This window comes from Streptomyces sp. MNU89, from assembly GCF_020982505.1.
GTDB lineage: Bacteria > Actinomycetota > Actinomycetes > Streptomycetales > Streptomycetaceae > Streptomyces > Streptomyces xinghaiensis.
This window is the reverse complement of sequence record NZ_JAJKLL010000001.1, coordinates 4,823,120-4,849,817: the sequence shown is the minus strand read 5'-3', so window position 1 is coordinate 4,849,817 and position 26,698 is coordinate 4,823,120. Positions and strand designations below refer to the sequence as shown.

Genomic DNA, 26,698 nt, shown 5'->3' with positions numbered 1-26,698 from the left:
GGGCCGGTCCGGCCGCCGGGGTCACCGCGCGGCGGTGTCCAGCAGTTCGGCGAGGCCGGTCGGCGTGGGGGTGCGGTACACGGACCGGACGGAGATGCGCCGGCCCAGCCGGCCGCGCACCCTCTCGGTCAGCTCGGCGGCGAGCAGGGAGTGCCCGCCCAGCCGGAAGAAGTCCTCGGCGGGGCCGGGCGCCGGGATGCCCAGCACCTCGCCGAACAGGGCGCACAGGGCCCGCTCGGTCGGGGTGCGGCCGGCCGGTGCCCCGGGCTCCCCCTCGCCCGGTGCCCCGGGGTCGGGCAGGGCGGAGCGGTCGAGCTTGCCGTTGGCCGTCAGCGGCAGGTCGTCCAGCTCCACCAGGACCGCCGGCACCTGGTGGGCGGGGAGCAGCGCCTCGGCGTGCGCGCGCAGGGCCGCCGGGTCCACGGGGTCCGGGCCGGAGCGGGTCACGTAGCCGACCAGCCGGTGACCGCCGGCGTCCCGCCGGGCCACCACCGCGGCCCGGCCGACGCCGGGGTGGCGCAGCAGCGCCGCCTCGGTCTCGCCGGGCTCCACCCGGAAGCCGCGGATCTTCACCTGGTCGTCGGTGCGGCCGGCGAAGACCAGCTCGCCGGCGGCGTCCCGGCGCACCAGGTCCCCGCTGCGGTACATCCGCTCGCCCGGGGCGCCGTACGGATCGGCGACGAACCGCCGCGCGGTCAGGCCGGGCCGGCCCAGATAGCCGCGGGCGAGCTGGGCGCCCGCGATGTACAGCTCCCCGGTGTCCGCGGGGCGGAGCCGCTCGTCGAGCACGTAGCAGCGGGCTCCGGTCAGGGCCGGGCCCAGCGGGGCGGCGGCGGGCCAGTCGGTGGGGTCGCCGTCGAGGGTGTACGCGGTGGCGGCGTGGGTCTCGGCGGGTCCGTAGATGTTGTGCACGCGCAGCGGGCCGGCGGGGCGGCCGGCCGCGAAGGCGCGGATGCGGCCGTCGACGGTCAGCGCCTCGCCGCCCTGGTAGACGTCGGTGAGGGCGGGCAGGTCGGAGCCCCGGGCGCGGGCGGCGGCGAGGAGCGCGTCGAGCACCGAGGTCGGTGCGAACAGTTCGTTCACCCGCTGCCGGTCGCACCACTCGGCCATGGCGTCCATGTCGGTGCGCACCTCGTCGGGCGGGATCACCACCGTCTGCCCGGCGACGAGGGCGGCCAGGATCTCCTGGACGGAGAAGTCGAAGCCGATCGCGGTGAACTGCGCGGTGCGCTTCCCCGGCCGCACGGGCATGGCGGTGCGGTGCCATTCGAGCAGGTTGGCCAGGCCGCGGCAGGGCATGACGATGCCCTTGGGGGTGCCGGTGGAGCCGGAGGTGTAGACGACGTAGGCCGGGTGGTCCGGGCGCAGTCCGCTCCGGTCGGGGCCGGGGCCGTCTCCGGGGCCGCCGCCGGCCGGCTCCCCCTGCTCTCCGGACTCCCCCCGCTCCCCCGGCTCGTCGCGCAGCACCGGGTGGTCCGGGGTGAGCACGAGGGCGGGGCGGGCGTCGCGGAGCAGGAACTCTCTGCGCTCCCGGGGGTAGCCGGTCTCCACGGGCAGGTAGGCGCCGCCCGCCTTCAGCACCGCCACCATGGCGACGACCAGCTCGGCCGAGCGGGGCAGCAGGACCGCCACCACGCTCTCCGGCCCGACACCGCGGGCGGCCAGCCGGCGGGCGAGGCGGTCGGCGCGGGTGTGCAGTTCGCGGTGGGTGAGGGTCTCGTCCTCGTAGACCACCGCGGCCGCCCCGGGGTCGCGGGCGGCCCCCTCCTCCAGCAGCTCGGCCGGCATCCGGCCCGGGGCTCCGGCCGGCCCGGCCCGGCCGGCCGCCAGGGACGCCGGGCGCTGGTCGGTCCAGTGCTCCTCGACGTGGGCCACGCAGGAGTCGTACGGTCCCGGGCCGTGCACCGTGCGCCAGCCGGGCGGCACGGGCAGCGGCTCGGGCCACAGCGAGTGCCGGCCCTCGTCGTCGGCCAGGACCCGGTACCGGCCGCCGGTGTCCTCGAAGGGGTTCACCGGGCCGCCCCCACCGGCCCCGCGGCGAGCGGTCCCGTCAGCAGCGTCTCCGCGGCCTCGTCCAGGCCGGTGCGCAGGCAGGCCGCCAGCTCCTCGAAGTCCTCGTCGCCGTAGACGAGGGTGGGGATGAGCTGGACGCAGCCGGGGCCCGGTTGCACGGTCAGCCCGGCGCGGCGCAGCGCGGCGACCGTCAGGAGGACGCCCGGGAAGGGGAGTTGGCCTCCGTCGGTGCCGAGCCGCAGCGCCTGGAAGCAGCCGGTGCCGCCGTGCCCGGTGACCAGCGGGTGGCCGGAGAGCCCGGCCAGGACGCCGGTGAGCCGCTCGCCGGTCCCGCGGGCCGGCCGGGCGCCGTTGAGCCGCTCCAGCTCCCCGATGGACGCGGTGATCGCCGCGCAGGTGGTGGGTGCGGCGGCCTGGGTCTCGCCGTGCACCAGCACCGCGTCGGCCCGCTCGAACTCCTCGCACACCCGGTGGCTGACGAGGACGGCGGCGGCGCCGCAGGTGCCGTTGGTGAGCCCCTTGGAGGTGATCAGCACGTCCGGGCGCACCGGCCAGGCCTCGGAGGCGAAGTTCCGCCCGGTGCGCCCGAATCCGGTGGCGACCTCGTCGGCCACCAGCAGGAAGCCGTAGGTCTCCCGCAGGGCGGCCAGGGCCGTGAGCATGGTCTCCGGCAGCGGGAAGGCGCCCGAGCCGAGGACGGGTTCGACGACGACCGCGGCCACCCGCTCGCCCTCGGCGCCCAGCAGCGCGGCCAGTTCGGCCGGGTCGTCGTGGCGGACGTGCCGCACCAGGCTGCGGTCCACGGAGTAGGCGGCCTGGCCGAGGTCCTCCCCGGTCAGCCCGTGGGCGCCGTAGGTCATGCCGTGGTAGCTGCCCTTGAGCCCGACGACGAGGCGGCGGCCGGGCTCGCCGCGCAGGGCAGCGTACTGGCGGGCGAGTTTCATGGTGACGTCGTTGGCGGCGCTGCCGGAGGTCGAGTGGATGACCCGGCCGAAGTGCTCCGGGCCGCAGAGCTCGACCAGGGCGCGGGAGGCGTCCACCGCGCGCCGGTGGCTGTTCCGGAAGGCGGGCAGGTAGGAGGCGGTGCGCAGGGCCTCGCCGATGGCGTCGGCGACCCGCGGGTTGTTGTAGCCGAAGTTGACGTTCCAGAGGCCGCTGGTGCCGCAGAGGCGCCACCGCCCGTCGGCGTAGAGGACCCTGGTGCCCTCGGCCCGGATCGCGGTGCGGGCGGGGTCGGCGAAAGAACTCGGCGGGCCGAACTGCTCCCACAGCGGATAGCGGGTCTCGGTCGTCATGCCGTCCTCCTCGGTCGGGTGGCCACGGCCGCATGCTGACGGCCGCGCCTCCAGCTCCGGTGGAGGACCGGTGCACCGGCACCGCCGCCCCCGCGCGCGTCCGGCTCGACCGGTACTGCAGGGCCCCGGCGGACACTGCGCGCACCTGTGTTTGGAAGGGGGACACGCATGTACGGAGTGATCATCGTGGGCGGCGGGTCGGCCGGCGGAGTGCTGGCGGCCCGGCTGAGCGAGGACCCGGACCGCCGGGTGCTGCTGCTGGAGGCCGGACCGGACGACCCCGTCTTCCGGGGGCCCGCCCATCTGTGGGGGTACACCGGCGAAGACGGGCGGCCGCTGCCCCGCGGCCGGATCCTCGGCGGCTGCTCCGCGGTCAACGCCGCCATCGCCCTGCACGGCCGGCCCGCCGACCAGGACGCCTGGGCGGAGCGGTGGGCGGTCCGCGGCTGGTCCCACGCGGACCTGACGCCGGCCCGCCGCGCGGTGGCGGAGACCGTTCCCGTCCGCCGCCCGGACTCCCGCGAACTGTCCGAACTGAGCCGGGCGTTCCTGGACACGGCGGTGGTCCTGGGGCACAAGCCGGTGGAGGACCACAACGCGCCGGACGCCCTCGGGGCCGGGCCGGTGCCGCTCAACGAGGCCGGCGGGGTGCGGCAGAGCACGGTGGTGACGCATCTGGCGGCCGCCCGCGGCCGGGCGAACCTCACCGTCCTCACCGGTGCCGCCGTGGACCGGGTCCTCGTCTCCGGCGGCCGGGCGCGCGGCGTACGGCTGGCCGACGGCCGGGAGTTCACGGCCGGTGTGACGGTGCTGGCGGCCGGCGCGTACGGCAGCCCGGCCGTCCTGCTGCGCAGCGGCGTGGGGGACCCGGCGGAGCTGCGCCGGCTCGGCGTGGAGCCGGTGCTGGACCTGCCCGGGGTGGGTGCGGGACTGCAGGACCATCCGCTGGTGACCCTGTGGCTGGAGGGGCCGGCGGGCATCACGTCACCGATGTTTCAGGCCCTGGTCACCGCGGGGGACGGCGTGCCCGAGCTGCACTTCCTCGCCGGGGCGCCGCCGCCCGCGCCGGGACGCGGGGAGCCCGGCCCGGACCGGGAGCCGTTCGTCGTCAACACCGGTCTGCTGAGGCCGCGTTCGCGGGGCCGGCTGCGGCTGCGCTCGGCCGGTCCCGCCGACCCGCCGCTGATCGACCTCGGCCTGCTCTCGGACCCGGCCGACCTGCCCGGGCTGCGCCGGGGTGTGCGGGAGCAGCTCCGCATGATCCGCACCGGACCGCTGGCCCGGCTGGTGACGCGGGCCCCGGAGGGCACGCCGCACCCGGACGCGGACGACGCGGTGCTCGACCGGTGGATCCGGGCGAACGCCGGCACCTACCACCATCCCGTCGGCACCTGCGCGATGGGCCCGGACCCGGCGGCGGGCGCCGTGGTCGACGAACGGTGCGCGGTGCACGGGCTGGAGGGGCTGCGGGTGGTGGACGCCTCGGTGTTCCCCGAGGTCCCCTCGGTCAACACCAACCTCCCGGTGATGACCGCCGCCGAGCACGCCGCCCGCTGGATCTGACCGGAGCGGGCCCACGGCACGGCGGCACACGGCACGGCGCGGCGGCTCCCCGTCCGGGGGCCGCCGCGCCGGGTCCGGGCGCGCGGGGTGTCACACCGCCGTGACGACCTCGTCGTACTCCAGCCGCGGCAGCCGGGGGTGCCCGGCCTCGCCGGCCGGCTTGCCGATGTTGAGGACGACCAAGGACTTGTGGGCGCCGTCGGGGAAGAACTCCCGGTCCATCGCCTCGGCGTCGAAGCCCGACATGGGGCCGACGTCCAGGCCGGCGGCGCGCAGGCCGATGATGAAGTAGGCGATCTGCAGGCCCGCGTTGAGCTTCGCGGAGTGGTCGCGGACGGCGACGTCGCTGTAGAAGACGTCCTTCGCCTGCGGGAAGAAGGGGAAGAGCCGCGGGAGTTCCTCGTGGAAGTCGATGTCCGCGGCGAGCACGGCCACCAGCGGGGCCCGGCCCGTCTTCTCGCGGTTGGCGTCGACCATGCACGGCAGCAGCCGGGCGCGGGCCTCCTCGGAGCGGATCAGGACGATGCGGAGCGGGGTGGAGTTGAACTCGGTCGGACCGTACTTCACCAGGTCGTACACCGCGCGGACGGTCTCCTCCGCGACGGGTTCGTCCGCGAACTCGCTCGCGGTCCTGGCCGCACGGAACAGCAGGTCCTGGGTCTCGTCGTCGAGTTTCAGCGGCGCGGACAGAGCAGTGGTCACGGCGGCTTCCTTTCCTCGGGGCCTGGGGTGGCACGTCGGCGTCACCTTCGCAGCGGGCGCTCGACCGGCGGTGGGGTGCCGGTGGCGCCCGCCGGCGCGGGTCCGCGGGCGCGGGACAGGCGGGCGCGCCCGTACCCCGCGCCCGGTGGACGCGGGGTACGGGCCGTGCGGTCGGTGCGGGTCCCGCCCGGTGCTCGCGGCGCGGCGCTCGGCTCCGGGCGCTCAGCGCATGGAGCCGACCTGCTTGCCCTCGATGTGGCTCTGCACATACCGGTAGGAGCTCTCGCCGACCTTGGCGCCGAGTCCCTTGCTCGCCTCGGTGGCGGCCTTGAAGTGCACACCGCCCCAGACCCGGCTCTTCGCGCAGTCGTCGACCATCTCGTTCCAGTCGGTCCAGCGGATCGAGGTGTCCTTCGCGGGTGTCACGCCGGGCTCGATGTAGGAGCCGCCCTTCTCGACGTCGTAGCGGATGTCCGTCTGGTCTCCGCCGCCGACGAGCTTGCCGACCTCGGCCTGGGCCGCGCAGAAGGCGGTGGAGCCCGAGGGGTACTCCGGGTGGTCGGACACCTGGAGGTAGCTCTGCCAGTCCTCGGCCGGCATGTCGTCGACCGTCCCCTTGCCGGGGCCGCCCCAGGCCCGCAGCTTCTGGCCCGCGTACAGGTACCGGATGGCGGTGAACGGCCGGGGCGCGTCGTACTTCCGCTTGTTGTACCAGGAGGCCAGCATCACGTCGAAGCCCGCGATGTGCGAGGCCGTGGCGCTGTGGATGAACTCCATCAGGTCGTCGCTGACCTCGCCCATGAAACCGGAGGCGAAGATGAGCTTGTCGTTGAAGAACTCGGCCTTCAGCTTCTGCTCGTCGGTGAGGTTGGCGGAGGCCCGCAGCACCTCGTCCGCCTGCCGCTTGTAGGCCGCGCGGTTGCGGTGGTTGCTCGACCGGGGCTTGGAGACCAGCAGGTCCTTCGGGTCCGCGAACGAGTACGGCTCGGCGCGCCCGAGCTGGGCGGTGACGAACGACTGGGCGAAGAAGATGCCGTTCCCCGTGGAGACGAGCGCCGGCTGCCAGCGCGAGGGGTTGCGGATCTCGTAGGCCGTGTTCACCGGCTTGTAGCCGGTGTAGTCGGAGTAGGGCTGCTGGTGGTACTTCTGCCCGCCCTCGTTGCCGAGCTGGTTCATGCCGTCGTTCTCGCGCTTCTCCACCACGGCGTTCCCCGCGGCGTTGCCGAGGCCGACAGGTGTGGTGCGGTCGGTGGAGTCGTCGTCCGGGTCGAGGCCCACGGAGGTGAGCATCTCGCGCCACTGCGCGTCGTAGGTCGGCATGAGGCTCTGCATGACCCGGTAGGTGGAGTAGAGCATCGCCGTGTTGAGGTTCTTCTGGGTGGCCTCCGAGGCGGGACGGCGGCCGAGGTCGGAGTGGATGCCGACGGCGGTGGGGTGGTAGGGCGCGGTGGCGTCGAACCAGGAGCTCTCCATCAGCGCGGAGACCCGCAGGACGAGGGTGCCGTCCATGGCGACCTGGTTGATGTGCTTGCGCACCGCTGGGCCGACTCTGGGATAGATGACCTCCAGAGCCGAGTTCCCCTCGGCGAAGTCGAACGCCTGCCGGCCGTCGGCGGTCGCGGCGCGTTCGCCGTCGCGGGTCTCCGCCACCGCGAAGCCGGTGGTGGCCACGGCGAGCGCCGTGACGCAGGCGAGGACCAGGGTCCGCGGGGAACGGCCACGCACGGGCCGGTGTGGGTGAGTCATGGTTCGAGCAACCCCTCTCGTGTCGGGCAACGGCCGGAAGGTGTCACGGGCTGCTCAACCTCCGGTGGAAAAGCCCTCGTCCGGCCGGTGCGCGGCCGGTGGCGCGGCCGGTGGCGTCCGCCGGCGGCGGGACGCGGGCCCGGCTCAGACCTGGCGTTCCGGCAGCTCGACCTGCAAGCCGTCGGTGTCCGGGGTCACCGGGAGCTGGCAGCTCAGCCTGCTGGCCGCGGTGCGCAGGGCGGCGGTGCAGTCCAGCACCTCGTCCTCCAGCTCGTGCACGGGGGGCAGCGCGGTCTGCGCCTCCCGGGGTATGTAGACGTGGCAGGTGCCGCACATGCCCGCGCCCCCGCATTCGGCCACGATCCCCTCGACGCCCTGAGTGACCGCGCCCCGCATCACGCTGATGCCTTCGGGGACCTCCACGATCCGGCTCCGGCCGTCGGCGCTCCGATAAGTGATCTTGGGCATGGCGGAATCTCCTCGCACAGTCGGTCGCGGGCGCGTCGGCCGACCGTGCCAACGCGGGCTGGTGCGGGGACGGAGAGCGCCTCGAACGGTGGCCGGGGATCGAGCCGCCTCCCAGCCCGGCTCCACCGCGCCACCGCAGCGTTCCGCCATGACACTCGAAACCAGAGACCCGAAAGCCGCGAGGACGGACGGGCCCGCGTCCGCCCGCCGGCCCGGGCTGATCCTCTTCGTCTGCTGCGCGGGCCAGTTCCTGGTGGTGCTGGACGGTTCGGTGGTCAATGTGGCCCTGCCGCTGATCGACCACAGTCTGGGACTGCGCGCGGACACCCTGCCCTGGGTGGTCAACGCCTACACGATCGTCTTCGCCGGTGCGCTGCTGCTCGGCGGACGGCTCGCCGACCTGTTCGGCCGGCGCCGGATGTATCTGGCCGGGATCACCCTCTTCTCCCTCGCCGCCCTGGCGGGCGGCACGGCCGGTGATCCGGCCACGCTGGTCGTCGCCCGGGGGGTGCAGGGCCTCGGCGCCGCGATCATGGCACCGACGACGCTGAGCGTCCTCGGCACGGTCTTCACCGATCCCCGCGCCCGGGCCCGCGCCTTCGGCATGTGGAGCGCGGTCGCCGGCGCGGGCGGCGCGATCGGGGTGCTGGCGGGCGGCCTGATCGCCGAGTGGCTGTCCTGGCGCTGGACCCTGCTCGTCAACGTGCCCGTCGGCATCCTGCTGTTCGCGCTGACGGCCGTCGCCGTGCCCCGGCCGGAACGCTCCGGACGGGACCGCGACGGGGTGGACGTGCCCGGCGCGGTCTCCGTGACGCTCGGCCTGATGCTGCTGGTGTACGCCGTCGCGGGCACCGAGACCCACGGCTGGACCGCGCCGCGCACCGCCGGGCTGCTCGCCGCCGGGCTGGGACTCCTCGGGTTCTTCGTGCTGGACCAGGCGAGGATCGCCCGGCATCCGCTGGTCCCCCTCGGCATCTTCCGCATCCGGCAGGTGACCGCGGCCAACATCACGGCGTTCGCGTGCAGCGCGGCGCTCTTCAGCACCTTCTACTTCTTCACGCTGCTGCTGCAGAACGTCCTCGACTACAGCCCGCTCCAGACCGGCCTGGCCTATCTGCCCATGACGGCGGGGCTGTTCGCGGGGGCCCGGGGCATCGCGCCGGTGGTGCAGCGGCTGGGGCCCCGGCCGGTCCTGCTCGCCGGCCATCTGCTGTCCGCGGCGGGGCTGGGCTGGCTCTCCCTGGCCGGTACGGACGCGACGTTCACCGGCGGGCTGCTCGGGCCGGGGCTGCTGCTGGGCGTGGGGCAGGGCATGGTCATGACCTCCCTGACCATCGCCGCGACCGCCGATCTGCCGTACCACCAGTCGGGGCTGGCCTCCGGTCTGCTGAACACCACGCGCCAGCTGGGCGGTGCCGTCGGCCTGGCGCTGCTGGTGACCGTGGCCAACGGCCGGGCGGCGGACCACTCCTCCGGCACGGCAGGCCCGGGCGCGGGCGGCGGTGCCGGCGAGGTGTCCCGCGAGGCGCTCGCCTCCGGCTACGGACTGGCCTTCGCCACCGCGGCCGGCTTTCTCGCCCTGGGCGTGCTCGGCGCCCTCGCGGTACCGCGCCGCAAGGCCCCGTCCGGCACGGACACCTGACCGGGGCCCCGATGGCACGGAAACGGCCGCCCCGACCGGAAGGAGATCCGGTCGGGGCGGCCGCTGCGTTGGTGCGTCGCCGGCGTGGTGCGGGCCGGCGGAGCCGTCAGACGGCGGGCGCCGGGCCCGCGGCCGGCGCGGGTCCGGCGGCGGGCTCCTCCACGGGACCCTCCGGCTCCTTCCGCCGGGGCAGCAGCGGCACGACCAGCGCCGCGAGCACCAGCAGCCCGGCGATCGAGGCCAGGGCGATCCGGAAGGCTCCCGCGAAGGTGAGCGCGGTGCCCTCCTGGTCGGCGTCGGCCAGCGCCCGCTCCACGGCGGGCTGCGAGGCCAGCAGGGGCTCCTGGGTGCAGGCCGCGGGCGCGTCGCCGTGCCCGTCGGACTCGGCGCTCGCCTCGGCGCAGCGGGAGAACGCGGCGACGGTCTCGTCGGCCCGCGCCTCCGTGACGCCCGCGGCCACCAGGTCGGACCGCAGCCGCGGCCCCACCTCGTCGGCGCTCGAAGCCGCCTGGCCGCCGAGCATCCCGAAGAAGACGACGCTGGCCAGGGCCACGCCGAAGGCGGCACCGAGCTGCTGGTTGGCGTTGAACAGGCCGGACGCGGACCCGGCGTCCTCGGAGCGCACGTCGGACAGCGCGATCTCGGGCAGCGGGGCGGCGACGAAGCCGAAGCCGACACCGAAGACGAACAGCGGCAGCACCTGGTGCCAGAACGACACGTCGGCGCCGAACTGCGCGGTCACCCAGACGTAGGCGGCGATGCCCACCAGCATCAGCCCCACACCGGCGTGCAGCACCTTGCGCCCGAAGCGGGGCATCAGCACCGCCACGGAGATGCCGGCGCCCGGCGCGGCCCCCAGGCAGAACGGGACTCCGCTCAGCCCCGCGCGCAGCGGGGACCAGCCGAGACCGAGCTGCATGTAGAGCGTCCACGACAGGAAGAAGATGCCCATGCCGATGTTGAACAGCAGGTAGACGCTGACGCCCGCGCTGAATCCCCGCTGCCCGAAGAGGCTCATCGGCACCAGCGGGTAGCCGCCCCGCCCGGTCTTGCGCCGCTGGTGGGCGACGAACAGCGCGGCGACCGGCACGGCTGCCGCCATGGAGACGAACCCCCAGGCGGGCCAGCCGAGTTCCCGGCCCTGCATGAGCGGGAAGAACAGCAGTAACAGCGCGCCGGTGGCCAGCAGCACACCGGTCAGGTCGAGCCGGACCCGGCGGGGGTCCCGGGACTCCCGGATCACCCGGGCCCCGATGATGATGCCGGCGATGCCGACGGGGACGTTGATCAGGAAGATGGGCCGCCAGGCGAGCCCGAAGAGGTCCCAGTGCGTGAGCACACCGCCCATGACCATGCCCATGATGGCGGCGAGACCGCCGATGGCACCCGCCAGCCCGAACGCCTTGCCGCGTTCGCCGGCGGGGAAGGTGACATGGATGATGGCCAGCACCTGCGGGATCATGACGGCCGCCGCGGCTCCCTGCACCAGCCGGAACACGGCGAGCTGCCAGGGTTCCTGGGCAATGCCGCAGAGCAGCGAGGCCAGGGTGAACCCGGTGATGCCGATCATGAAGATCCGTTTGCGGCCGTAGATGTCGCCCAGCCGCCCCCCGGTGATCAGCAGCAGTGCGAAGGCCAGCGCGTAGCCGGCGGTGACCCACTGAATGGCCGCGTAACCGGCGCCCAGCGTCGACTGGATGCTGGGCAGCGCCACGTTCACGATCGTGACGTCCAGCAGATCCATGAAGGACGCCACGAGCAGCACGGTGAGTGCGATCCAGCGGCGCGGGTCGGGGGGAGACTCCGGGGCGGCGGAGTCCTGCGGCGCGTCTTCCGGCAGCTGCCGGGGATCGTCGATCCCGTTTTCAACGGCCATGGTGAACCTTTCTGCTTCATGTGGTGAGCGGCATGCCGCACATGCCCGCTTGGTCACGGGGCTGGTCTGCGGGCCCCCGGACATGGTTCGGCCGCTCCCCGGCGCCATCAGGCTAGGGAGCGGCGCTGGACCGCCGGTCGAGTCCGGCTCGAGACATCCGAGGCCGGGCCCCTACCGGCGCTCCCCCGTTTCCCCCGGGCGCCGGCCGTCCCCTGCGCTGCCCGGCACGGACCGGGGGCGGGTGTGCGGGCCGGCCCGGAGGCCGGCCCGGACGGTGGTTCTCAGGAACCCCAGTCGGACCCCCGGCTGTCGCCCCGGTACGGCGAGTAGGGGCTGTCGGCGGCGGCGGTGAGGTCGGCACCGCCGTCGATGACGAGGATCTGGCCGGTGATCCAGGAACTCTCCGGCGACGCGAAGCGGGCGATCCAGGGCGCCACGTCCTCGACCACGCCGGTGCGGCCGAGCGGGTTGGCCGCGGCGAAGCCCCGGAACAGCCCGTCGATCTGCTCGGTGGTGAGCCCGTTGGCGTCGTAGACCTCGGTGCGCACCGCCGAGGGCGCCACCGCGTTGACCCGGATGCCGCGGTTCGCCAGCTCCTTCGCCATGGTCAGGGTGAGGCTGTGGGCGCCGGCCTTGGTGACGGCGTACATCGAGGCGTACGGCTCGGGGTTGTGGCCGGCGACGCTGGAGACGAAGACGATGCTGCCGCCCGGCGAGGTCATCAGCGGCAGCAGCCGGGCGGTGAGGAGCACCGGGCCCAGCACGTTGGTCTCCAGCATCTCCCGGGCGTAGGCCATGTCGGGGTCGGCCACCGGGGTCTGCCGGTAGATGCCCGCGTTGTGCACGAGGACGTCGAGCCGCTCGCCGTGCGACCGCAGTTCCTCGATGACGGCCTGCGCCCCGTCCTCCGTGGTGACGTCGGCGGGTACGGCGACGATCGCGGCGTGCTCGGCAGCGACCTCGGCCAGCCGTTCCTTGCGGCGCCCGGTGATGATCACCGCGGCCGCTCCGCGCCGTGCGAACTCCAGGGCCGCGGCCCGTCCGATGCCGGTGCCGCCTCCGGTGACGACGACGTTCCGGCCGGCGAACTCGGCGGCGCCGTCCGGCGCGGGGGCGGTACCCGTGGAAGGTGCGGTCTCGGACATGGTCTTCGCCTCTCTGGTCAGGGGAGTCATGGGATCAGTCCTCGGCGATCGCGGGCCGCGGTGCTCCGGCGCAGACGGTGTGGCGTCGGTCCGGCAGCCGGCCGGTGAGCAGGTAGCGGTCCACCCGGTCGTCGACGCAGCGGTAACCGCGCCTGCCGTAGATCTCGTTGCTGCCGTCGTCCGCGACCGTGATCAGCGGGTGGCCGAGCCGGGCGGCCATCGCGGCACCGCCCGCCCGGTGGGTCTGCGGGTCGTTCTCGGCCTGGACGACGAGGCCGGCGGGCCGGCCGGCACCGCGGATGCGGGGCGGCGGCTGCGGGGAGTCGGCGCGGAAGGCGCAGACCCACGGCTGGGCCCGGGTCATGCCGAGGCCGTAGGGGTACCGCTCGCGGAACCGCCGCATGTCACGTTCGTAGACGCCCGGTTCGCGCGGCCAGGAGGACTCGCAGGTGGCGGCCTCCAGGACGCCGGGGCGGAGTTCGGCCCCGGTGCCGGCCCCGGTTTCCGCCGCGGCGGCCGCGGCGCGGGACGACGGGGCGTCGCCCGCCTCCAGGGAGGCGACCAGGGCCGCCAGATCGGCCCAGCGGGTGCGGTCGTTGGCCAGCGAGCCGACGGTGGCGTCGAAGGCGGTGCGGTTCATGCCGTTCACGGGCCTCTCGGCCAGCGCGGCGGCGGTCCGCTCCACGGTGGCCATCACCCGGCGCTGCGATCCGCCGAGCCCGAGGGTGCCGTCGCGCCGGCCGGCCCAGCGGGCCCAGTCGCCGACGTTCTCGCGGATGGCGACGGCCTGCGCCATGAACTGCTGCCGCCAGGTCCAGTCCGGGTGCCGGACCGAGTCGAGGACGCTCCGGTCCAGGCGGTGCGGGAACAGGGTGCCGTACACGGCGGCCACATAGCTGCCGTACGCGTAGCCGATGAGGTTGAGCTTCCGCTCGCCCAGCGCGGCGCGCACCCGGTCCAGGTCGCGGGCCACGCTGACGGTGCCGATGTGACGGCGCTCCACTCCGCCCGCCCGCGCGCAGCCCTGCTCGGAGGCGCGGGCGTCGGCCCACAGGCCGGCGAAGGAGGAGTCGGGGGTGCGGGAGTCGAACGGCACGGTGGGGGTGGTCACTTCGCAGTGCACCGGGGACGAGGCGCCGGTGCCGCGCAGATCGACGCCGATGAGGTCGTAGGCGGAGCGGAGCGGCGAGTCCGCGAAGCGCAGCGGCGCCCGGCGGCCCATGCCCTCGTTGCCGCCCGGGCCGCCGTTGACGGCGAGCAGCACGCCGCGGGGTCTGCCCTCCGCCGCCAGCCGGCTCACGGCGAGGTCGAGGGTGCGGCCGCGCGGCCGCGCGTGGTCGAGCGGCACCCGCACCGTGGCGCACTCCAGGCGCGCGTCGAAGTCGCAGCGTTCCCAGGCCGGCTGCGGCGGCCGGTGGGTGGCCGCTCCGGCCGGGGCGGAAGCCGGGGCGGAGCCCGGGGTGAAGCCCGTCGCGCCCAGGCCGAGCAGGCCGGTGAGGGCGGCGGCGAGCCAGGCCCGGGTCCGGGTCGCGGTCCGTGTCGCGGTCCGCATCACAGACCGCCGAAGTGCTTGACGAGGGTCTCCCCCGCCATCCGGACGGTGTCCAGGTCGTGGGTGTCGGGCAGGTAGAAGACCAGCCCGTCCAGCCCCGCCTCGAAGTGCTCGGCCACCTGCTCGGCGATCCGGTCGGGGCTGCCCGCCATGGCCATGCCGCCGAGCATCGGCGCCCAGTCGCCCATCGCCGCGCCCATCTCGTCGTAGCGGCGCCGCGCCTCCGCGTCGGACTCGTTGATCAGCAGGCACGACATCTTCGTCCTGGTGATCTCGGCCGGGTCGCGGTTCTCCGTCTCGCAGTGGCCGTCGAGGACCTTCAGCTTGTGGCGCACGGTGTCCAGGTCGCCGAAGAGGTTGCAGGCGTCCGCGTACCGGGCCACCAGGCGCAGGGTGCGCTTCTCCCCGCTGCCGCCGACGAGGATGGGCGGGCCGCCGGGGCCCCGGGGCGGGGAGTTGACCGCGCCGTCGACCCGGTAGTACTCGCCCTCGAAGACGGGCCGCTCGTCCCGGAACATCGGCCGGCAGATCTGCAGGGCCTCCTCCAGCCGGCTGAGGCGCTCGGCGTCCGGCGGGAACTCGTAGCCGTAGCCGGTGTGTTCCTCCTCGTGCCAGGCCGCGCCGATGCCGAGCACCGCCCGGCCGCCGGAGATCACGTCGAGGGTGGAGACCGTCTTCGCCAGCAGGGCCGGGTTGCGGTAGGTGACGCCGGTGACCGTGGTGCCCAGCCGCACCCGGCTGGTCCGGGCGGCGAGGGCGGCCAGCATCGTGTAGGGCTCCAGGACCGGCTCGTCGGCCTGCCAGCCGATGCCCGGCACGGGTGCCTGGTAGAAGTGGTCCTGGGCCCAGATCGAGTCGAACCCGGCCTCCTCCGCGGTGCGCGCGATGTCGGTGACGCGGTCGAAGAGCTGGTGCGGCCCCACTCCCGGATAGTCGAACCGCGCTATCTGCAGCCCGAAGCGCAGCACGGGCCGCCGGCCCGTGCCGGACTCATCAGTGGTCCGCTCAGTCGTCTGCATGAACCGGCTCCTTCTTCCCGACGGTGACGTTGGCCGATACCGGTTCCGTACCGTCGCCCACCCCGGTGAAGTGCCGGTCGAGCACCGCTGGACCGGCCCGGGCGCCCTCACGCGGAACCAGCCGGTGGCGCCCGCCGGCGGCCAGGTGCGCCGCTCCGCGGCCGTCCCTCCGTTCGACCGGCTCTCCAGCGGTTCTCGGGCCGCGCGGACCACGGTCCGAGCGGAGTCGCCCGCCGCAGCGAAGGAGAAGCCAGTGACCTATGAGCCCGTTCCCGCCACGCACCGGGAGGTGCGGCTCGCCCGGCGGCCGTCCGGTGCGCCCGCCCCCGGTGATCTGGAGGTCGTGGAGGCCCCGTTGCCGGAGGGCGAGGTGCTCGTCCGCAACGAGTGGATGCTGATGGCGTCCGCGTACCGCGAGTTGATGAAGGAGCGGCCGGGGCTGCCGCTCCCGCCGTTCCCGGTCGGCGAGGCGCCGACCGGGCGCACCGTCGGCACGGTGGTGCGCTCCCAGGACCCGGCGGTGCCCGTCGGTGCCCTGGTGGAGCACTTCCAGGGCTGGCGGGAGTACGCCGCCGGGCCCGGCGGCGCGTTCGCCGTCCGCGACCGGGACCTGCTGCCCGGTCCCGAGTACTTCCTGTCCAACGGCCCGACCGCCTGGCTCGGCATGGCCGGCATGGCCGAGGCCGGCCCCGGTGACGTGGTCTTCGTCTCGGGCGCGACGAGCGGGGTGGGCTCCGTCGCGGGCCAGATCGCCAAGGCCCGCGGGGCGCGGCGGGTGATCGGCTCGGCGGGCAGCAAGGAGAAGGCCGAGTACCTGGTGGAGGAGCTGGGCTTCGACGCCGCGTTCGACCGGCACGACGGCCCGGCGCTCGACCTGCTCCGCGAGCTCGCCCCGGACGGGATCGACGTGTTCTTCGACAACACCGGCGGCGAGCAGTTCGAGGCCGCGGTGCAACTGGCCCGCCCCGGTGCCCGGTTCGCGCTCTGCGGGGCGCTCGCCGGCCAGAACGGTGACGACACCTCGGCCGGGCGGCCCCGGCTGGACCTGCTGACGGCCATCAGCCGGCAGCTCGTCCTCCGGCCGTTCGCCTGCTTCCACACCCCGGATCAGATCGACGGCTGGAACCGGCAGTTCGCGCAGTGGCTGGACGAGGGCCGGTTCGTGTACCCGCGCACGGTGGTCGAGGGCGGGGTCGCCGGGGCTCCGCAGGCCCTGTTCGACCTGCTCGACCGGAAGTTCTACGGCAATGTCCTCCTCCGGCTCACCGGCGGCACGGACCGGATCGACGAAGGTGGTTCCCGATGACCAGCCCGAACAGCCCGAACAGTCCCCAGAGATCGACCGGCTCCGCCGGCCCGGCGGGCCCGTCCGCGGCCGCCGTGAGAACCGGCCTGATCCTCGCCGTCTGCTGCCTCGGCCAGTTCATGTTCGTCCTGGACGTCGCCTCCGTGAACGTCGCCGTACCGGTGATCGCCGAGGCCCTCGGGTTCGACATGGCGGGCCTGCACTGGCTCTACAACAGCTACGCCATCGCCCTCTGCGGCTTCATGATGCTCGGCGGGCGGCTGGCCGACCTCTACGGGCAGCGGCGGGTCTTCCTCGCCGGCGGGGTGATCTTCACCGTGGCCGCCCTCGCGGGCGGGCTGGCGCAGGGCCCGGCGTCCATGGTCGCCGCCCGCGGCCTCCAGGGGCTCGGCGCCGCCATCCTGGTCCCGGTCACCCTGACGGTGCTGGGCACGACCTTCACCGGCGGCCCGCGCCGGACCCGGGCGTTCGGCCTGTGGAGCGGGGTGGCGGGCGGCGGCGCCGCCGTCGGCGTGCTGCTCGGCGGCATGATCACCGAGTGGTTCTCGTGGCGGGGCACCATGCTCGGCACCGCCGCGCTGGGCGTCGTCCTGCTCGTCCTCGTCGCGCGCTCCGTGCCGGAGCAGCGCAACACGGACGCCGTGCGCCAGCTCGACCTGCTGGGCGTACTGTCCCTGACCGGCGGCATCGTGGCCCTGGTGTTCGGCATCAACGAGATCGAGGACCACGGCTGGGCCTCCGCCCGGGTGGTCACCGGACTGACGGCCGCCGCGGCCCTGCTGGCGCTGTTCCTGTACGACCAGGCGCGGATCGCCCGGCAGCCGCTGGTGCCGCTGACCGTCTTCCGCAACCGGTCGGTGTCCGCCGCGAACTTGGTGGCGGTCTGCGCCTGGGGCGCGCTGGGCACCATGTTCTACTTCATCTCCATGCTGTTCCAGGCGGTGCTGGGGTACAGCCCGCTGCAGACCGGCGCCGCCTATCTGCCGCTGGCCCTGGGCATCTTCACGGCGGCCCGCGGCGTCGCCGGTGCCGTGCTCCGCCTCGGCGCCCGCCCGGTCCTGATGACCGGTCTGACCCTGGCGGCCCTCGGCATGGCGTGGCTCGCCCAGGCCGGCCCCGGCACCGCGTACGCCTCGGGGCTGTTCGGCCCGCTGCTGCTGCTCGGCCTCGGCGAGGGCATGGTGCTCACGGCCACGACGACGGCCGCCACCGCGGGGCTCCCCGGCCATCTGGCCGGGCTGGGCTCGGGCCTGCTCAACACCACCCGGCAACTGGGCGGCGCGGTCGGGCTGGTGACGCTGGTGAGCATCGCCACCGGGCTGACGAACGAGGCCGCCGCCCGGGGCGAGGAGTTCCCGCAGGCCCTGATGGCCGGGTTCTCCCCGGCGTTCCTCTTCTCGGCCGCCTTCCTCACCGTGGGCCTGCTCGTCGCGCTCGCGGTGCCGGGCCGGGAGAGCGGCCGGAGCGTCCCGGTGGCGTCCGGGCGTCCCGCACCGGCGCGGGAGCCCGCTCCACCGGTGCCCGCCGAGGCGCGGCCGCGGGCCTGACCCGGGGCCCCGCCGGTCCGCCGGTTCCGACGACGGCCGGGCCCGTCCCCCGCGGTGGGGGACGGGCCCGGACGTCGTGCGCGGGCGCCGGTTCATCTGCCCCGGTCGGCGGGGATGTCCGGCCGCGGTGCGCCGGCGCAGACGGTCTCCGCGCGGCGCGGCAGCGCACCGGTCAGCAGATACCCGGTGACCCGGGCGTCGACGCAGCGGTTGCCGCGGACCGCGTACACGTCGTTGCTGCCGTCGTCGGCGACCGTCACCAGCCGGTGGCCGAGCCGCTCCGCCATCGCCCGGCCGCCCGCGTGCCGGAGCACCGGGTTGCCCTCCGCGTGCACCACCAGGCCCCGGGGATAGCCGCTGTTGCGGATGTACGGCGGCCGCTCGGAGGGGGTGAAGCCGCGGAAGGCGCAGACCCAGGGCTGCGCCCGGAGCACCCCGAGGCCGTACGGGTACTTCTCCTTGAAGCGGCGCATGTCCTCGCGGTAGACGGCCATGTCGGTGGGCCAGTCGTCCTCGCAGGTGGTCGCCTCCACCGCGCCGGGGCGCAGCTCGCCCTCCGGCTCCTCCCAGGGCTGGAGGGCGGCGTTCGCCCGCCGCTCGGTGTCCGGGTCGGACGGCCGGTGGACCAGCGCCGAGACCAGGTCGCCGAGTTCGTCCCACTGGGTCCGGTCGGCGGCCAGCGCGCCGACGGCCGCGTCGAAGCCGGTGCGGTCCATGTAGCCGACGGAGGTCTCGGCGAGGCTGTCCGCGGCCCGTTCCACGGAGGCGATGACCCGGCGGCCGGAGGTGCCGAGCCCGAAGTGCCCGTCGCGCCGGCCCGCCCAGGCCGCCCAGGCGTCCACGTTGTCGCGGATCGCGTAGGCCTGGCTCTTGTACTGGCCGCGCCAGTCGACCTCGGGGTTGCGCGAGGAGTCCAGCACACTGCGGTCCATGCGCCGGGGGAAGAGCGTGCCGTACACCGCGCCGGTGTAGGTGGCGTCGCCGTAGCCGAGGAAGTTGAGTTTCCGCTCCCGCAGCACGGCCCGGATGACGTCCATGTCGCGGGCCACCGTCGCCGAGTTGAGGGTGCGCCGCACCGCGCCGCCGGTCCGGGCGCAGGCCGCCTCCTTGGCCCGGGTGTCGGCCACCAGGGCGGGGAAGGCGCTGTCGTCCGGCCGGGAGTCGAACTCGGCCGTCGGCACGGTCACCCCGCACATCACCGGCGCGGATCCGCCGGTGCCGCGCGGATCGAAGCCGACCAGGTCGTACGCGGCGCGCAGCGGGGTGTCCGCCAGCCGCTGCGGGCTCTTGACGCCCAGCCCGCCGTCACCGCCGGGGCCGCCGTTGAACGACAGCAGCACCCCGCGCCGCAGCGGGCTCGCGGTGCGCAGCCGGCTCACGGCCAGGCCGATCCGCTCGCCGCCCGGCTCGCGGTAGTCCAGCGGAACCCGCACGGTGGCGCACTCCATGCGGGCGTCGAAGTCGCACCGCTCCCAGTGGACGCGCTGCCGGTGCACCGCGCGGAGCGCGGACTGCTGTGCTGCCGCCTGCTGCGGTGCCGTCTGCTGCGGCTGGGCGTGCACGGGGGTGAGCGCGGTGCCGAACACGGCGAGCACACTCGCGCCCGCCACCGCGGCTCCCGTGGTGCCCCGCCGTTCTCGTCTGATCCCCATCGGGCCGTCTCCTTCGTCGCTGTCGTTCCGGTCGTCGCTGCCATTCCGGCCGTCGTCGGCTGCGCTGCCGCCGGCCGGCCACCGGAACCGTGCGGCGGCGGGGTCCAGCCACGCTCGAGGTCGGGTACAGCGGTCCGCTCCACCGGGTTTCCAGAGCGGCTCGGCCGCGGCCCAGCAGCCTGGGGGCCCATCCCCGTCCGTCTCGATCCCAGCGGGAGAAGCAATGAAGATTGGCATCGGCCTGCCGGTGCTCTCGCCCCACGCCGCGCTCGACTGGGCGCGGCGCATCGACGAGGGCCCGTTCGACACCGTCACCGTCAGCGACCGGCTCGCCTACGACACCCCCGAGCCGCTGATCACCCTCGCCGCGGTGGCCGGCGCCACCTCCCGCGTGCAGTTGCGGAGCCAGGTGCTGCTGGCAGGGCTGCGCGATCCGGTGCTGGCGGCCAAGCAGATCGCCACCCTGGACCGGCTGTCCGGCGGGCGGCTCTCGGTGGGCATCGGACTCGGCGACCGCGAGGACGACTACGAGGCGGCCGGGGCGCGGATGGCGGAGCGCGGCCGGCGGCTGGACGCCAACGTCGAGCGGATGCGGGCCGTCTGGGCGGCCCACGCCGACCCGGCCGAGGAGGTACCGGGGCGGGTCGGGCCGCGCCCGTCCGCGCCGGGCGGCCCTCCGCTGCTGTTCGGCGGGTTCAGCGACGCGGCGGTGCAGCGCGTCGCGCGGTGGGGCGACGGGTATCTGAGCGCGATGGTGCCGGAGCTCTCCGAGGGCATGTTCCGCGAGGTGGAGAGCGCCTGGAAGGCCGCGGGCCGGGAGGGGCGCCCCGCGCTGGTCGCCCAGGCCAACACCGCCGTCGGCCCGAAGGAGCTGGTCGAGGGCGCGAAGGAGCAGATCGCCCGCTACTACTCCTTCCTCGACGACTCCGAGGCCCCCTTCACCGGCGCCATGGTGGCCGACTACACGCTGAGCACCCCGGAACGCGTCCGGCACGTGCTGGACACCTGCGGGGCGGCCGGGGCCGACGAGATGGTCTTCCTGTGCTGGTCACCGGATCCGAGCCAACTGGACGTTATCGCCAAGGCGTTGGGCTGAGGTGGCGGCGATGGACACGGACGGCACGGACGAGACGCCCCCCGCGGCGGGCACACCCGGAACCCCGCCACCCCGGCTCACCGGACACCGACGTCACACCCGCCGCACCCGGCGCGTCCGGTGCCGCCGCGGGCGGGCCGGTCGTGATCGTCGGCGCGGGGCAGGCCGGCGCGGAGACCGCCGCCGCCCTCCGCGACCGCGGATTCACCGGACCCGTCACCCTCGTCGGCGACGAGCCCGGCCCGCCCTACGGACGGCCGCCGCTCTCCAAGGGCTATCTCACCGGAAGCGTGGACCCGGGCGGGCTCGCGCTGCGCCCGCCCTCGTACTACCGGGACCACGGCATCACCCTCACCGGCCGGGACCCGGCCGTCGAGATCGACCGCGACGGGCAGCGGCTCACCCTGGCCTCCGGCCGCGAACTGCCGTACGCCGCACTGGTGCTGGCCACCGGCGCGCGGCCCCGGCCGCTGCCCGTGCCGGGAGCCGGCCTCTCCGGCGTGCTCGCCCTGCGGTCCCTGGAGGACGCCACGGCGATCCGGGACCGGCTGGCGGACGCCCGCGACGTCCTCGTCATCGGCGGCGGGTTCATCGGGCTGGAGGTCGCGGCGACCGCGCGCCGGTCCGGGGCCCGCGTCACCGTCGTCGAGGCCGGCCCGCGGCTGATGGCCCGGGCGGTGAGCGGCCCGATGTCCGCGTTCCTCGCCGGCCACCACCGGGAGCAGGGCGTGCGGGTGCTGCTCGGACGCGAGGTGACCGCCCTGCGCGGCGACACGGCGGGCCGGTGCCGCGCCGCGGAGCTGGACGGCGGGGAGCGCGTCCCGGCGGACCTGGTCGTGGCCGGGATCGGGGTGCTGCCCAACTGCTCCCTCGCCGCCGCGGCGGGACTGGCGGTCGGCGACGGGGTCCTGGTGGACGACCGGCTGCGCACCAGCGACCGGGCCGTGTACGCGGTCGGGGACTGCGCGCGGTTCCCCAGCCCGTACGCGCCCGGACGGCTGCGCCTGGAGTCGGTGCGGAACGCCGTCGAGCACGCCCGCCGCGTCGCCGCCGTCCTCTGCGGCGACACCCCGCCCCCCGCGGCCGTGCCCTGGTTCTGGAGCGAGCAGTACGCGCTGCGGCTGCAGATCGCCGGGATCACCCAGGGCCACGACCGCACGGCGGTGGCCGGCGATCCGGCGGCGGGCCGCTTCTCCGTGCTCTGCTTCCGCGGTGAACGGCTCGTCGGCACCGAGTCGGTGAACCGCCCGGCCGACCACATGGCCACCCGGCGGCTGCTGGAGTCCGGCGCCCCCGGGCCCGCCCCGGCGGACGCGGAGCGGCCCGGTTTCGACCTGAAGGCGTTCACCCGCAGCGCCCAGCCCGTCTGACACCGGACACTTCCGGCAGCGGAACGGAACCGCGCACACGGGAGGGGCGGGGAACCGGCTGTCGGTTCCCCGCCCCTCCCGTGTGCGCGGTGCGTCCCGTGACGCGGCGGCCGTGTCACCCGGTGGCCGGGCCGAGCAGCACCGCCGCCCAGTTCTTCCGCGCCGCGGTGTCGTACTGGAGGGCGACATGGCTCGCCGCCGAGGTGACGTCCCGCCAGAACCGCTGGAGCGGCGCGCTTTCGCTCAGGCCGCCCGTGCCCGCCCCGCGGACCAGCAGGCCGACGGCCTCGGTGAGGATCTCGGTGGCGTAGGTGGCGTTCCGTTCGTTGCGGGCCAGGAACTCCGGCGCGAACCGCCGCCCGTCGATGACACCCGCGTTCTGCTCGACCAGCAGCCGCGCGGAGTCGATCCGGCCGGAGGCCCGCACCAGCACCAGCTCGTTCGGCGCCGTCCGCCGCCGCCCCGTGACGGTCCCGGCGCAGGCGCGCAGGGCTCCGGTGGCGGCACCGGCGATCGGCGCGACGAAGGTCAGGCTGCCCACCGCGGCGAACGGCACGTTGTGGCAGGCGGCTTCGGAGGCGGCGTTGCGTCCGGTCATGATGTCGGCGCGGTCGAAGGAGAGGTGCCCGGGGACGAACACGTCGTCGACGAGGACGGTGTGGCTGGCCGTGGCCCGCATGCCCACGCTGTCCCAGTCCTGGCGCACCCCGTAGGAGCCCCGGGGCAGGGCGAAGAAGCGGAAGGCCGGCGGCCGTCCCCCGCCGGCCGCCGCCACGCCCGGTGCCGCGGCCTCCGCCACCGCGGCGCAGACCAGCACCCAGTCGGCGGACTCGACGCCGCTCACGTATCCCCACGCGCCGCTGACCCGCCATCCCCCGTCGGCGGGCGCGGCCCGCCCGGCGGGCATCAGGCCGGTGGCGATGAACACGTCCGGCCCCTCGCCCCAGAGGGCGTGGTGCCCCTCCACGGGGAGGTGGGAGGCGAACCGGGCGGAGTAGGCGGACAGGGAGGCGCACCAGGCGGTGGAGGCGCAGTTCTCCCCCACCGTCATGACGGCCCGGGTCAGCTCCCCGAACGAGCCCTCGGTGCCGCCCCACCGCGCGCCCACGAAGTGCCGGGCGAAGCCGGCCTCCCGGATCACGTCGGTGACCTCGGGGGCGAGCGCGCGGGTGCGGTCGGCCTCGGCCGCGTACTGGGCCGCCAGGACACCCAGCTTCTCGGCGGCCGGGACCAGGGCGGTATCCCGTTGTGCGTCGGCAGACATCCTCACGACCTCCTGTGCTCACGGACTGTGCTGACAGATGTGCGGTGGCCCGCCGGCCCGGCCGGGGCCCGCGACCCGGATCGCCGAGTGCGGGCCCGGGGCTTCCGGGGTGGGGGCAGGGGTTCGAAGGGACGGGGTTCGGGGGCAGGGGTTCGGGGCGCGGGCCCGGTGGCCCGGCATCTCATCGGACCGGCATCTCACCGGACCGGTATCCGGGCGACCCGGTGGCCCGGTGGCTCAGAACAGGGCGGCGAAGCGTTCCAGCGTCTCGCCGGGCGACGGCCCGTCCAGGGCCCGCCAGATGTTCTCGGCACCCTCGCCGTGCCGGTGCAGCTTGACGTGGGCCAGCTCCACCCGGGTGCGGCCCGGGCCCTCGGGCACGAAGTCCACCTCGATCTCGCTCGCGAACTCGTCGTCCGGGACGGACTGCCAGGACGGCGAGATGCGCCAGGTCATCACCAGCCGCCGGCCCGGCTCCCACTCCAGGATCCGGCCCCAGTCGATCTGGTTGCCCTCCACGTCCCACTCGTAGTAGCGGCCGCCCTCGCCCGGCTCGAAGGCCAGACCGGCGCGCTCCTTCTTCAGCAGGACGTGGCTCGGCGGCCACCAGTCCGCCGGCCGCTCGGTGAAGACCTCGAAGCAGCGGCCGGGCGTGGCCGCCACGGTCACCGACTTCCGTACGTCCGGGATCGTCTGCTCGGGCATGGGCCCCTCCTCGCTGCTGCGGCCGCGCACGGCGCTGTGCGCGCATCGGACCGGCCCACCGTCGCGGCCCGTGGTCGACCGGGTGTCGAGCACGGCTCGAACGGGCGCCGTTCCGGGCGGGATCGAGGCGGAGTCGAGAACCGCGCAAGGCCCGCGGGTCACGGTCGTCGCACGCAGGCCGCCGAGAAGGGGAGAGCACCCATGACGGACACCGGGACGGACACGGGCACCGGGACGGACGCGGAGACCGCGGCGGGCACGGAACGCCGGGTCGCCTTCGTCACCGGCGCCACCAGCGGGATCGGCCTCGCCGTGACCGAGCTGCTGGCCCGGCAGGGCGTCGCGGTCTTCGGCTGCGCACGCGGCGCGGAGGATGTGCGGGCCCTGGTCAAGCGGCTGCGCGCGGAGGGGCTGGAGGTGGACGGCGCGGCCTGCGACGTCACCTCGGCCGAGCAGGTGCGGGCGGCGGTGGAGGCCGCGGTCGCGCGGTACGGCCGCATCACCGTCCTCGTCAACAACGCCGGACGGGGCGGCGGCGGTGTCACCGCCGAACTGCCCGACGCCCTCTGGCTCGACGTGATCGACACCAACCTCAACGGGACCTTCCGGGTCACCCGCGAGGTGCTGAGCACCGGACGGATGCGGGACGGCGGCTGGGGCCGGATCGTCAACATCGCCTCCACCGGCGGCAAGCAGGGCGTGGAGCTCGCCGCCCCCTACTCCGCCTCCAAGCACGGCGTCATCGGCTTCACCAAGGCCGTCGGCAAGGAACTGGCGAAGACCGGCATCACCGTCAACGCCGTCTGCCCCGGCTACGTCGAGACCCCCATGGCCCAGCGGGTCCGGCAGGGCTACGCGAACCACTGGGGCGTCACCGAGGCGGACGTACTGGAGCGGTTCGAGGCGAAGATCCCGCTGGGCCGGTACTCCACCGCCGAGGAGGTCGCCGGTCTCGTCGGCTATCTGACCTCGGACACCGCCGCCTCGATCACCGCGCAGGCGCTCAACGTCTGCGGCGGCCTCGGCAACTACTGACCCCGGCCCCGGCCCGGCCGGCCCGAACCGCGGCCCCCGGGCCCGGCCACCGGCCCGGCGCCACGTATCGCCCACCGCACGGCGCGCCCCGCGCGCAGCGCGACCAGAGACGGAGCGGCACCATGACGAATCCCGGCACCACCCTGCTCGCCGAACCCGGCCCCGGCACCGCCACCACAGCCACCGCCCCGGAGACGGCCGGGGCCCCCGGCATCACGGCCCCCGGCATCGCGGCCTTCCGCACGGCGATGGGCTCCTTCCCCACCGGCGTCACCCTGCTGACCCGGGGCAGCGGCGACGACACGGTCGTGATGACCCTCAACAGCCTGACCTCCGTGTCGCTCGACCCCCTGCTGCTCCTGGTGTCCGTCAAGCGCGAGGGCCGGATGCGGCCGCGGATCTCCGAGGCCGGCAGCTTCGCGGTGAACGTCCTGGCCGAGGGGCAGCGCGAGATCTCCACGGACTTCTCCCGCCCGGACCGGCCGGCGGGCCTGGCCGCGATGCGCCTGCTCGACGCCGTCGAGGGCGTCACCGGCAACGCCGTGCTGCCCTCCGCCGCCGCCTCCTTCGAGTGCCGTCTGGAGGCCGAGCACGAGGCGGGCGACCACGTCCTGCTGATCGGCCGGGTGGTGGCGCTCGCGGGCAGCGCCCCGGGCACCCGCCCGCTGGTCTTCCACCGCGGCCGCTACACGGCGCTCGCGTGAACGCGCCCCGCACCGGAACCGTAGGAGAGGGCATGGCACCGCAGTCCGCCGCCCCGCGCACCACCGCGCCCCCGGGCCGGCTCGACCGGATCGCCGACGGGGTGTACGCCTTCGTCCAGCCCCCCGGCGGATGGTGCCTGAACAACGCCGGGCTGGTCGCGGACGGCAACGGCGCCGTGCTCGTCGACACCGCCGCGACGGAGTCCCGGACCCGGCGGCTGCGCGAGGAGGTGGCGCGGATCGCCCCCGGCGGCCCGGACTACGTCGTCAACACCCACTTCCACGGCGACCACGTCTTCGGCAACGGCCAGTTCGCCCCCCGCGCGGCGATCGTCGCCCACGAGGGGACCCGCGCCGACACCGCCGAGGCCGGGCTCGCCCTGCGCGGCCTCTGGCCGGACGTCGAGTGGGGCGAGACCCCGCTCGTCCTCCCCACCCTGACCTTCCGCGACGAGCTCACCCTCCACGCCGGCGGCCTGCGGGTCGAACTGCTGCACGTCGGCCCCGCGCACACGGCGAACGACGTGGTGGCCTGGGTCCCGGACCGGCGCGTCCTCTTCACCGGCGACGTCGTCTGGTCGGGGGTGACCCCTTATGTGCTCATGGGCTCCATCGAGGGCTCGCTGCGCGCCCTGGACCGGCTGCGCGCCCTGGCGCCCCGCACGGTGGTGCCGGGCCACGGTCCCGTCGGCGGGCCGGAGCTGCTCGACCGGACCGGGGCCTATCTCCGGTGGATCGGGGCACTCGCCGAGCAGGGTGTACGCGACGGCTCGACCCCTCTGGAGGTGGCGGAGCGGGCGGACCTCGGGGAGTTCTCCGCACTGCTGGACGCCGAACGGCTGGTCGGCAATCTGCACCGGGCCTTCGCCGAGCGGCAGGGTCTGCCGCCCGGGGCCCGCATCGACGTGGCCGCCTCCTTCCGGGAGATGGCCGGGTTCTACGGAGGTCTGCCGCCCTGCCACGCCTGAGGCGGGACAGGGAGGCGGCCGGAAGGAGAA

At 75.1% G+C, this 26,698-nt stretch carries 21 protein-coding genes; 9 read left to right on the top strand and 12 right to left on the bottom strand.

The window, feature by feature from the left end; all coding sequences use genetic code 11:
• Nucleotides 1-21: 21 nt before the first annotated feature.
• Complete coding sequence (locus E4N63_RS20810) at nt 22-2,013, bottom strand: amino acid adenylation domain-containing protein (protein ID WP_230241425.1); 1,992 nt, start codon at nt 2,011-2,013, stop codon at nt 22-24.
• Nucleotides 2,010-3,308, bottom strand: a complete 1,299-nt coding sequence (gene mpaD / locus E4N63_RS20805) for a daptide-type RiPP biosynthesis aminotransferase (RefSeq protein ID WP_125622801.1) — start codon at nt 3,306-3,308, stop codon at nt 2,010-2,012. Before mpaD ends, E4N63_RS20810 begins: the two co-directional genes overlap by 4 nt.
• 168 nt (nt 3,309-3,476) lie before the next feature.
• Here mpaD and E4N63_RS20800 point away from each other — a divergent pair, with 168 nt between their 5' ends.
• Nucleotides 3,477-4,871 carry a GMC family oxidoreductase gene (locus tag E4N63_RS20800; protein ID WP_230241424.1) on the top strand — a complete coding sequence of 465 codons (1,395 nt, stop codon included), beginning with the start codon at nt 3,477-3,479 and terminating at the stop codon, nt 4,869-4,871.
• A 90-nt stretch (nt 4,872-4,961) separates the two neighbouring features.
• Here E4N63_RS20800 and E4N63_RS20795 read toward each other — a convergent pair whose 3' ends face one another.
• From E4N63_RS20795 to E4N63_RS20785, 3 genes are all read right to left on the bottom strand, one after another.
• Nucleotides 4,962-5,573, bottom strand: coding sequence for a malonic semialdehyde reductase (locus E4N63_RS20795; RefSeq protein WP_228429535.1), 612 nt, complete (start codon nt 5,571-5,573; stop codon nt 4,962-4,964).
• A 222-nt stretch (nt 5,574-5,795) separates the two neighbouring features.
• The gene (locus tag E4N63_RS20790) at nt 5,796-7,319 is read right to left on the bottom strand and encodes a vanadium-dependent haloperoxidase (protein WP_230241423.1); all 1,524 of its coding nucleotides are present in this window, start codon (nt 7,317-7,319) and stop codon (nt 5,796-5,798) included.
• A gap of 144 nt (nt 7,320-7,463) precedes the next feature.
• On the bottom strand, nt 7,464-7,787 hold the full coding sequence (locus E4N63_RS20785; protein WP_019711514.1) for a 2Fe-2S iron-sulfur cluster-binding protein: 324 nt from the start codon (nt 7,785-7,787) through the stop codon (nt 7,464-7,466).
• A 148-nt stretch (nt 7,788-7,935) separates the two neighbouring features.
• On the opposite strand from E4N63_RS20785, the gene E4N63_RS20780 reads away from it, so the two are divergent.
• Nucleotides 7,936-9,429 carry an MFS transporter gene (locus E4N63_RS20780; protein ID WP_230241422.1) on the top strand — a complete coding sequence of 498 codons (1,494 nt, stop codon included), beginning with the start codon at nt 7,936-7,938 and terminating at the stop codon, nt 9,427-9,429.
• 106 nt (nt 9,430-9,535) lie between these two features.
• Here the strand turns inward: E4N63_RS20780 and E4N63_RS20775 are convergent, their stop codons facing one another.
• From E4N63_RS20775 to E4N63_RS20755, 4 genes are all read right to left on the bottom strand, one after another.
• The gene (locus E4N63_RS20775) at nt 9,536-11,305 is read right to left on the bottom strand and encodes an MFS transporter (RefSeq protein ID WP_185831121.1); all 1,770 of its coding nucleotides are present in this window, start codon (nt 11,303-11,305) and stop codon (nt 9,536-9,538) included.
• Between the two features lie 281 nt (nt 11,306-11,586).
• Nucleotides 11,587-12,480 carry an SDR family NAD(P)-dependent oxidoreductase gene (locus tag E4N63_RS20765; RefSeq protein ID WP_221772604.1) on the bottom strand — a complete coding sequence of 298 codons (894 nt, stop codon included), beginning with the start codon at nt 12,478-12,480 and terminating at the stop codon, nt 11,587-11,589.
• Between the two features lie 4 nt (nt 12,481-12,484).
• Nucleotides 12,485-14,002: an alpha/beta fold hydrolase gene (locus tag E4N63_RS20760; RefSeq protein WP_230241421.1), complete on the bottom strand. Its 1,518-nt coding sequence runs from the start codon at nt 14,000-14,002 to the stop codon at nt 12,485-12,487.
• Nucleotides 14,002-15,021 (bottom strand): LLM class F420-dependent oxidoreductase, encoded by a 1,020-nt coding sequence (locus E4N63_RS20755; RefSeq protein ID WP_230241420.1) that lies wholly within the window; start codon nt 15,019-15,021, stop codon nt 14,002-14,004. The genes E4N63_RS20760 and E4N63_RS20755 overlap by 1 nt, the downstream gene beginning before the upstream one ends.
• 253 nt (nt 15,022-15,274) lie before the next feature.
• On the opposite strand from E4N63_RS20755, the gene E4N63_RS20750 reads away from it, so the two are divergent.
• Both E4N63_RS20750 and E4N63_RS20745 read left to right on the top strand, forming a co-directional pair.
• Entirely contained in the window at nt 15,275-16,327 is a 1,053-nt protein-coding gene (locus E4N63_RS20750) for an NADP-dependent oxidoreductase (RefSeq protein ID WP_050363827.1), read from the top strand.
• Complete coding sequence (locus E4N63_RS20745; protein ID WP_125622794.1) at nt 16,324-17,874, top strand: MFS transporter; 1,551 nt, start codon at nt 16,324-16,326, stop codon at nt 17,872-17,874. The genes E4N63_RS20750 and E4N63_RS20745 overlap by 4 nt, the downstream gene beginning before the upstream one ends.
• Nucleotides 17,875-17,966: 92 nt before the next feature.
• Here the strand turns inward: E4N63_RS20745 and E4N63_RS20740 are convergent, their stop codons facing one another.
• A complete protein-coding gene (locus E4N63_RS20740) occupies nt 17,967-19,526 on the bottom strand; it encodes an alpha/beta fold hydrolase (RefSeq protein WP_230241419.1) in 1,560 nt (519 codons plus the stop codon).
• 223 nt (nt 19,527-19,749) lie between these two features.
• Here E4N63_RS20740 and E4N63_RS20735 point away from each other — a divergent pair, with 223 nt between their 5' ends.
• Nucleotides 19,750-20,622 carry an LLM class flavin-dependent oxidoreductase gene (locus E4N63_RS20735; protein ID WP_230241418.1) on the top strand — a complete coding sequence of 291 codons (873 nt, stop codon included), beginning with the start codon at nt 19,750-19,752 and terminating at the stop codon, nt 20,620-20,622.
• Between the two features lie 143 nt (nt 20,623-20,765).
• Complete coding sequence (locus E4N63_RS20730; RefSeq protein WP_230241417.1) at nt 20,766-21,992, top strand: FAD-dependent oxidoreductase; 1,227 nt, start codon at nt 20,766-20,768, stop codon at nt 21,990-21,992.
• A 115-nt stretch (nt 21,993-22,107) separates the two neighbouring features.
• Here E4N63_RS20730 and E4N63_RS20725 read toward each other — a convergent pair whose 3' ends face one another.
• Together E4N63_RS20725 and E4N63_RS20720 are read right to left on the bottom strand one after the other, a co-directional pair.
• Complete coding sequence (locus tag E4N63_RS20725; protein WP_230241416.1) at nt 22,108-23,256, bottom strand: hydrolase; 1,149 nt, start codon at nt 23,254-23,256, stop codon at nt 22,108-22,110.
• A 237-nt stretch (nt 23,257-23,493) separates the two neighbouring features.
• A complete protein-coding gene (locus E4N63_RS20720; protein ID WP_227959730.1) occupies nt 23,494-23,961 on the bottom strand; it encodes an SRPBCC family protein in 468 nt (155 codons plus the stop codon).
• 201 nt (nt 23,962-24,162) lie between these two features.
• Here E4N63_RS20720 and E4N63_RS20715 point away from each other — a divergent pair, with 201 nt between their 5' ends.
• The 3 genes from E4N63_RS20715 to E4N63_RS20705 all read left to right on the top strand — a co-directional run bounded on the left by E4N63_RS20715 (nt 24,163) and on the right by E4N63_RS20705 (nt 26,668).
• On the top strand, nt 24,163-24,996 hold the full coding sequence (locus tag E4N63_RS20715) for an SDR family NAD(P)-dependent oxidoreductase (protein ID WP_125622788.1): 834 nt from the start codon (nt 24,163-24,165) through the stop codon (nt 24,994-24,996).
• Nucleotides 24,997-25,118: 122 nt separating this feature from the next.
• Entirely contained in the window at nt 25,119-25,700 is a 582-nt protein-coding gene (locus tag E4N63_RS20710) for a flavin reductase family protein (RefSeq protein WP_125622787.1), read from the top strand.
• Nucleotides 25,701-25,732: 32 nt separating this feature from the next.
• Nucleotides 25,733-26,668, top strand: coding sequence for an MBL fold metallo-hydrolase (locus E4N63_RS20705; RefSeq protein WP_125622786.1), 936 nt, complete (start codon nt 25,733-25,735; stop codon nt 26,666-26,668).
• Nucleotides 26,669-26,698 lie beyond the last annotated feature (30 nt).

What these genes read in the sequence shown, in the direction of transcription:
- mpaD (WP_125622801.1), bottom strand. Translation starts at nt 3,308, where the DNA reads ATGACGACCGAGACCCGCTATCCGCTGTGGGAGCAGTTCGGCCCGCCG.
- E4N63_RS20760 (WP_230241421.1), bottom strand. Translation starts at nt 14,002, where the DNA reads ATGCGGACCGCGACACGGACCGCGACCCGGACCCGGGCCTGGCTCGCC.
- E4N63_RS20725 (WP_230241416.1), bottom strand. Translation starts at nt 23,256, where the DNA reads ATGTCTGCCGACGCACAACGGGATACCGCCCTGGTCCCGGCCGCCGAG.
- E4N63_RS20785 (WP_019711514.1), bottom strand. Translation starts at nt 7,787, where the DNA reads ATGCCCAAGATCACTTATCGGAGCGCCGACGGCCGGAGCCGGATCGTG.
- E4N63_RS20710 (WP_125622787.1), top strand. Translation starts at nt 25,119, where the DNA reads ATGACGAATCCCGGCACCACCCTGCTCGCCGAACCCGGCCCCGGCACC.
- E4N63_RS20800 (WP_230241424.1), top strand. Translation starts at nt 3,477, where the DNA reads ATGTACGGAGTGATCATCGTGGGCGGCGGGTCGGCCGGCGGAGTGCTG.
- E4N63_RS20735 (WP_230241418.1), top strand. Translation starts at nt 19,750, where the DNA reads ATGAAGATTGGCATCGGCCTGCCGGTGCTCTCGCCCCACGCCGCGCTC.
- E4N63_RS20765 (WP_221772604.1), bottom strand. Translation starts at nt 12,480, where the DNA reads ATGACTCCCCTGACCAGAGAGGCGAAGACCATGTCCGAGACCGCACCT.
- E4N63_RS20755 (WP_230241420.1), bottom strand. Translation starts at nt 15,021, where the DNA reads ATGCAGACGACTGAGCGGACCACTGATGAGTCCGGCACGGGCCGGCGG.
- E4N63_RS20715 (WP_125622788.1), top strand. Translation starts at nt 24,163, where the DNA reads ATGACGGACACCGGGACGGACACGGGCACCGGGACGGACGCGGAGACC.
- E4N63_RS20705 (WP_125622786.1), top strand. Translation starts at nt 25,733, where the DNA reads ATGGCACCGCAGTCCGCCGCCCCGCGCACCACCGCGCCCCCGGGCCGG.
- E4N63_RS20740 (WP_230241419.1), bottom strand. Translation starts at nt 19,526, where the DNA reads ATGGGGATCAGACGAGAACGGCGGGGCACCACGGGAGCCGCGGTGGCG.
- E4N63_RS20775 (WP_185831121.1), bottom strand. Translation starts at nt 11,305, where the DNA reads ATGGCCGTTGAAAACGGGATCGACGATCCCCGGCAGCTGCCGGAAGAC.
- E4N63_RS20790 (WP_230241423.1), bottom strand. Translation starts at nt 7,319, where the DNA reads ATGACTCACCCACACCGGCCCGTGCGTGGCCGTTCCCCGCGGACCCTG.
- E4N63_RS20720 (WP_227959730.1), bottom strand. Translation starts at nt 23,961, where the DNA reads ATGCCCGAGCAGACGATCCCGGACGTACGGAAGTCGGTGACCGTGGCG.
- E4N63_RS20780 (WP_230241422.1), top strand. Translation starts at nt 7,936, where the DNA reads ATGACACTCGAAACCAGAGACCCGAAAGCCGCGAGGACGGACGGGCCC.
- E4N63_RS20745 (WP_125622794.1), top strand. Translation starts at nt 16,324, where the DNA reads ATGACCAGCCCGAACAGCCCGAACAGTCCCCAGAGATCGACCGGCTCC.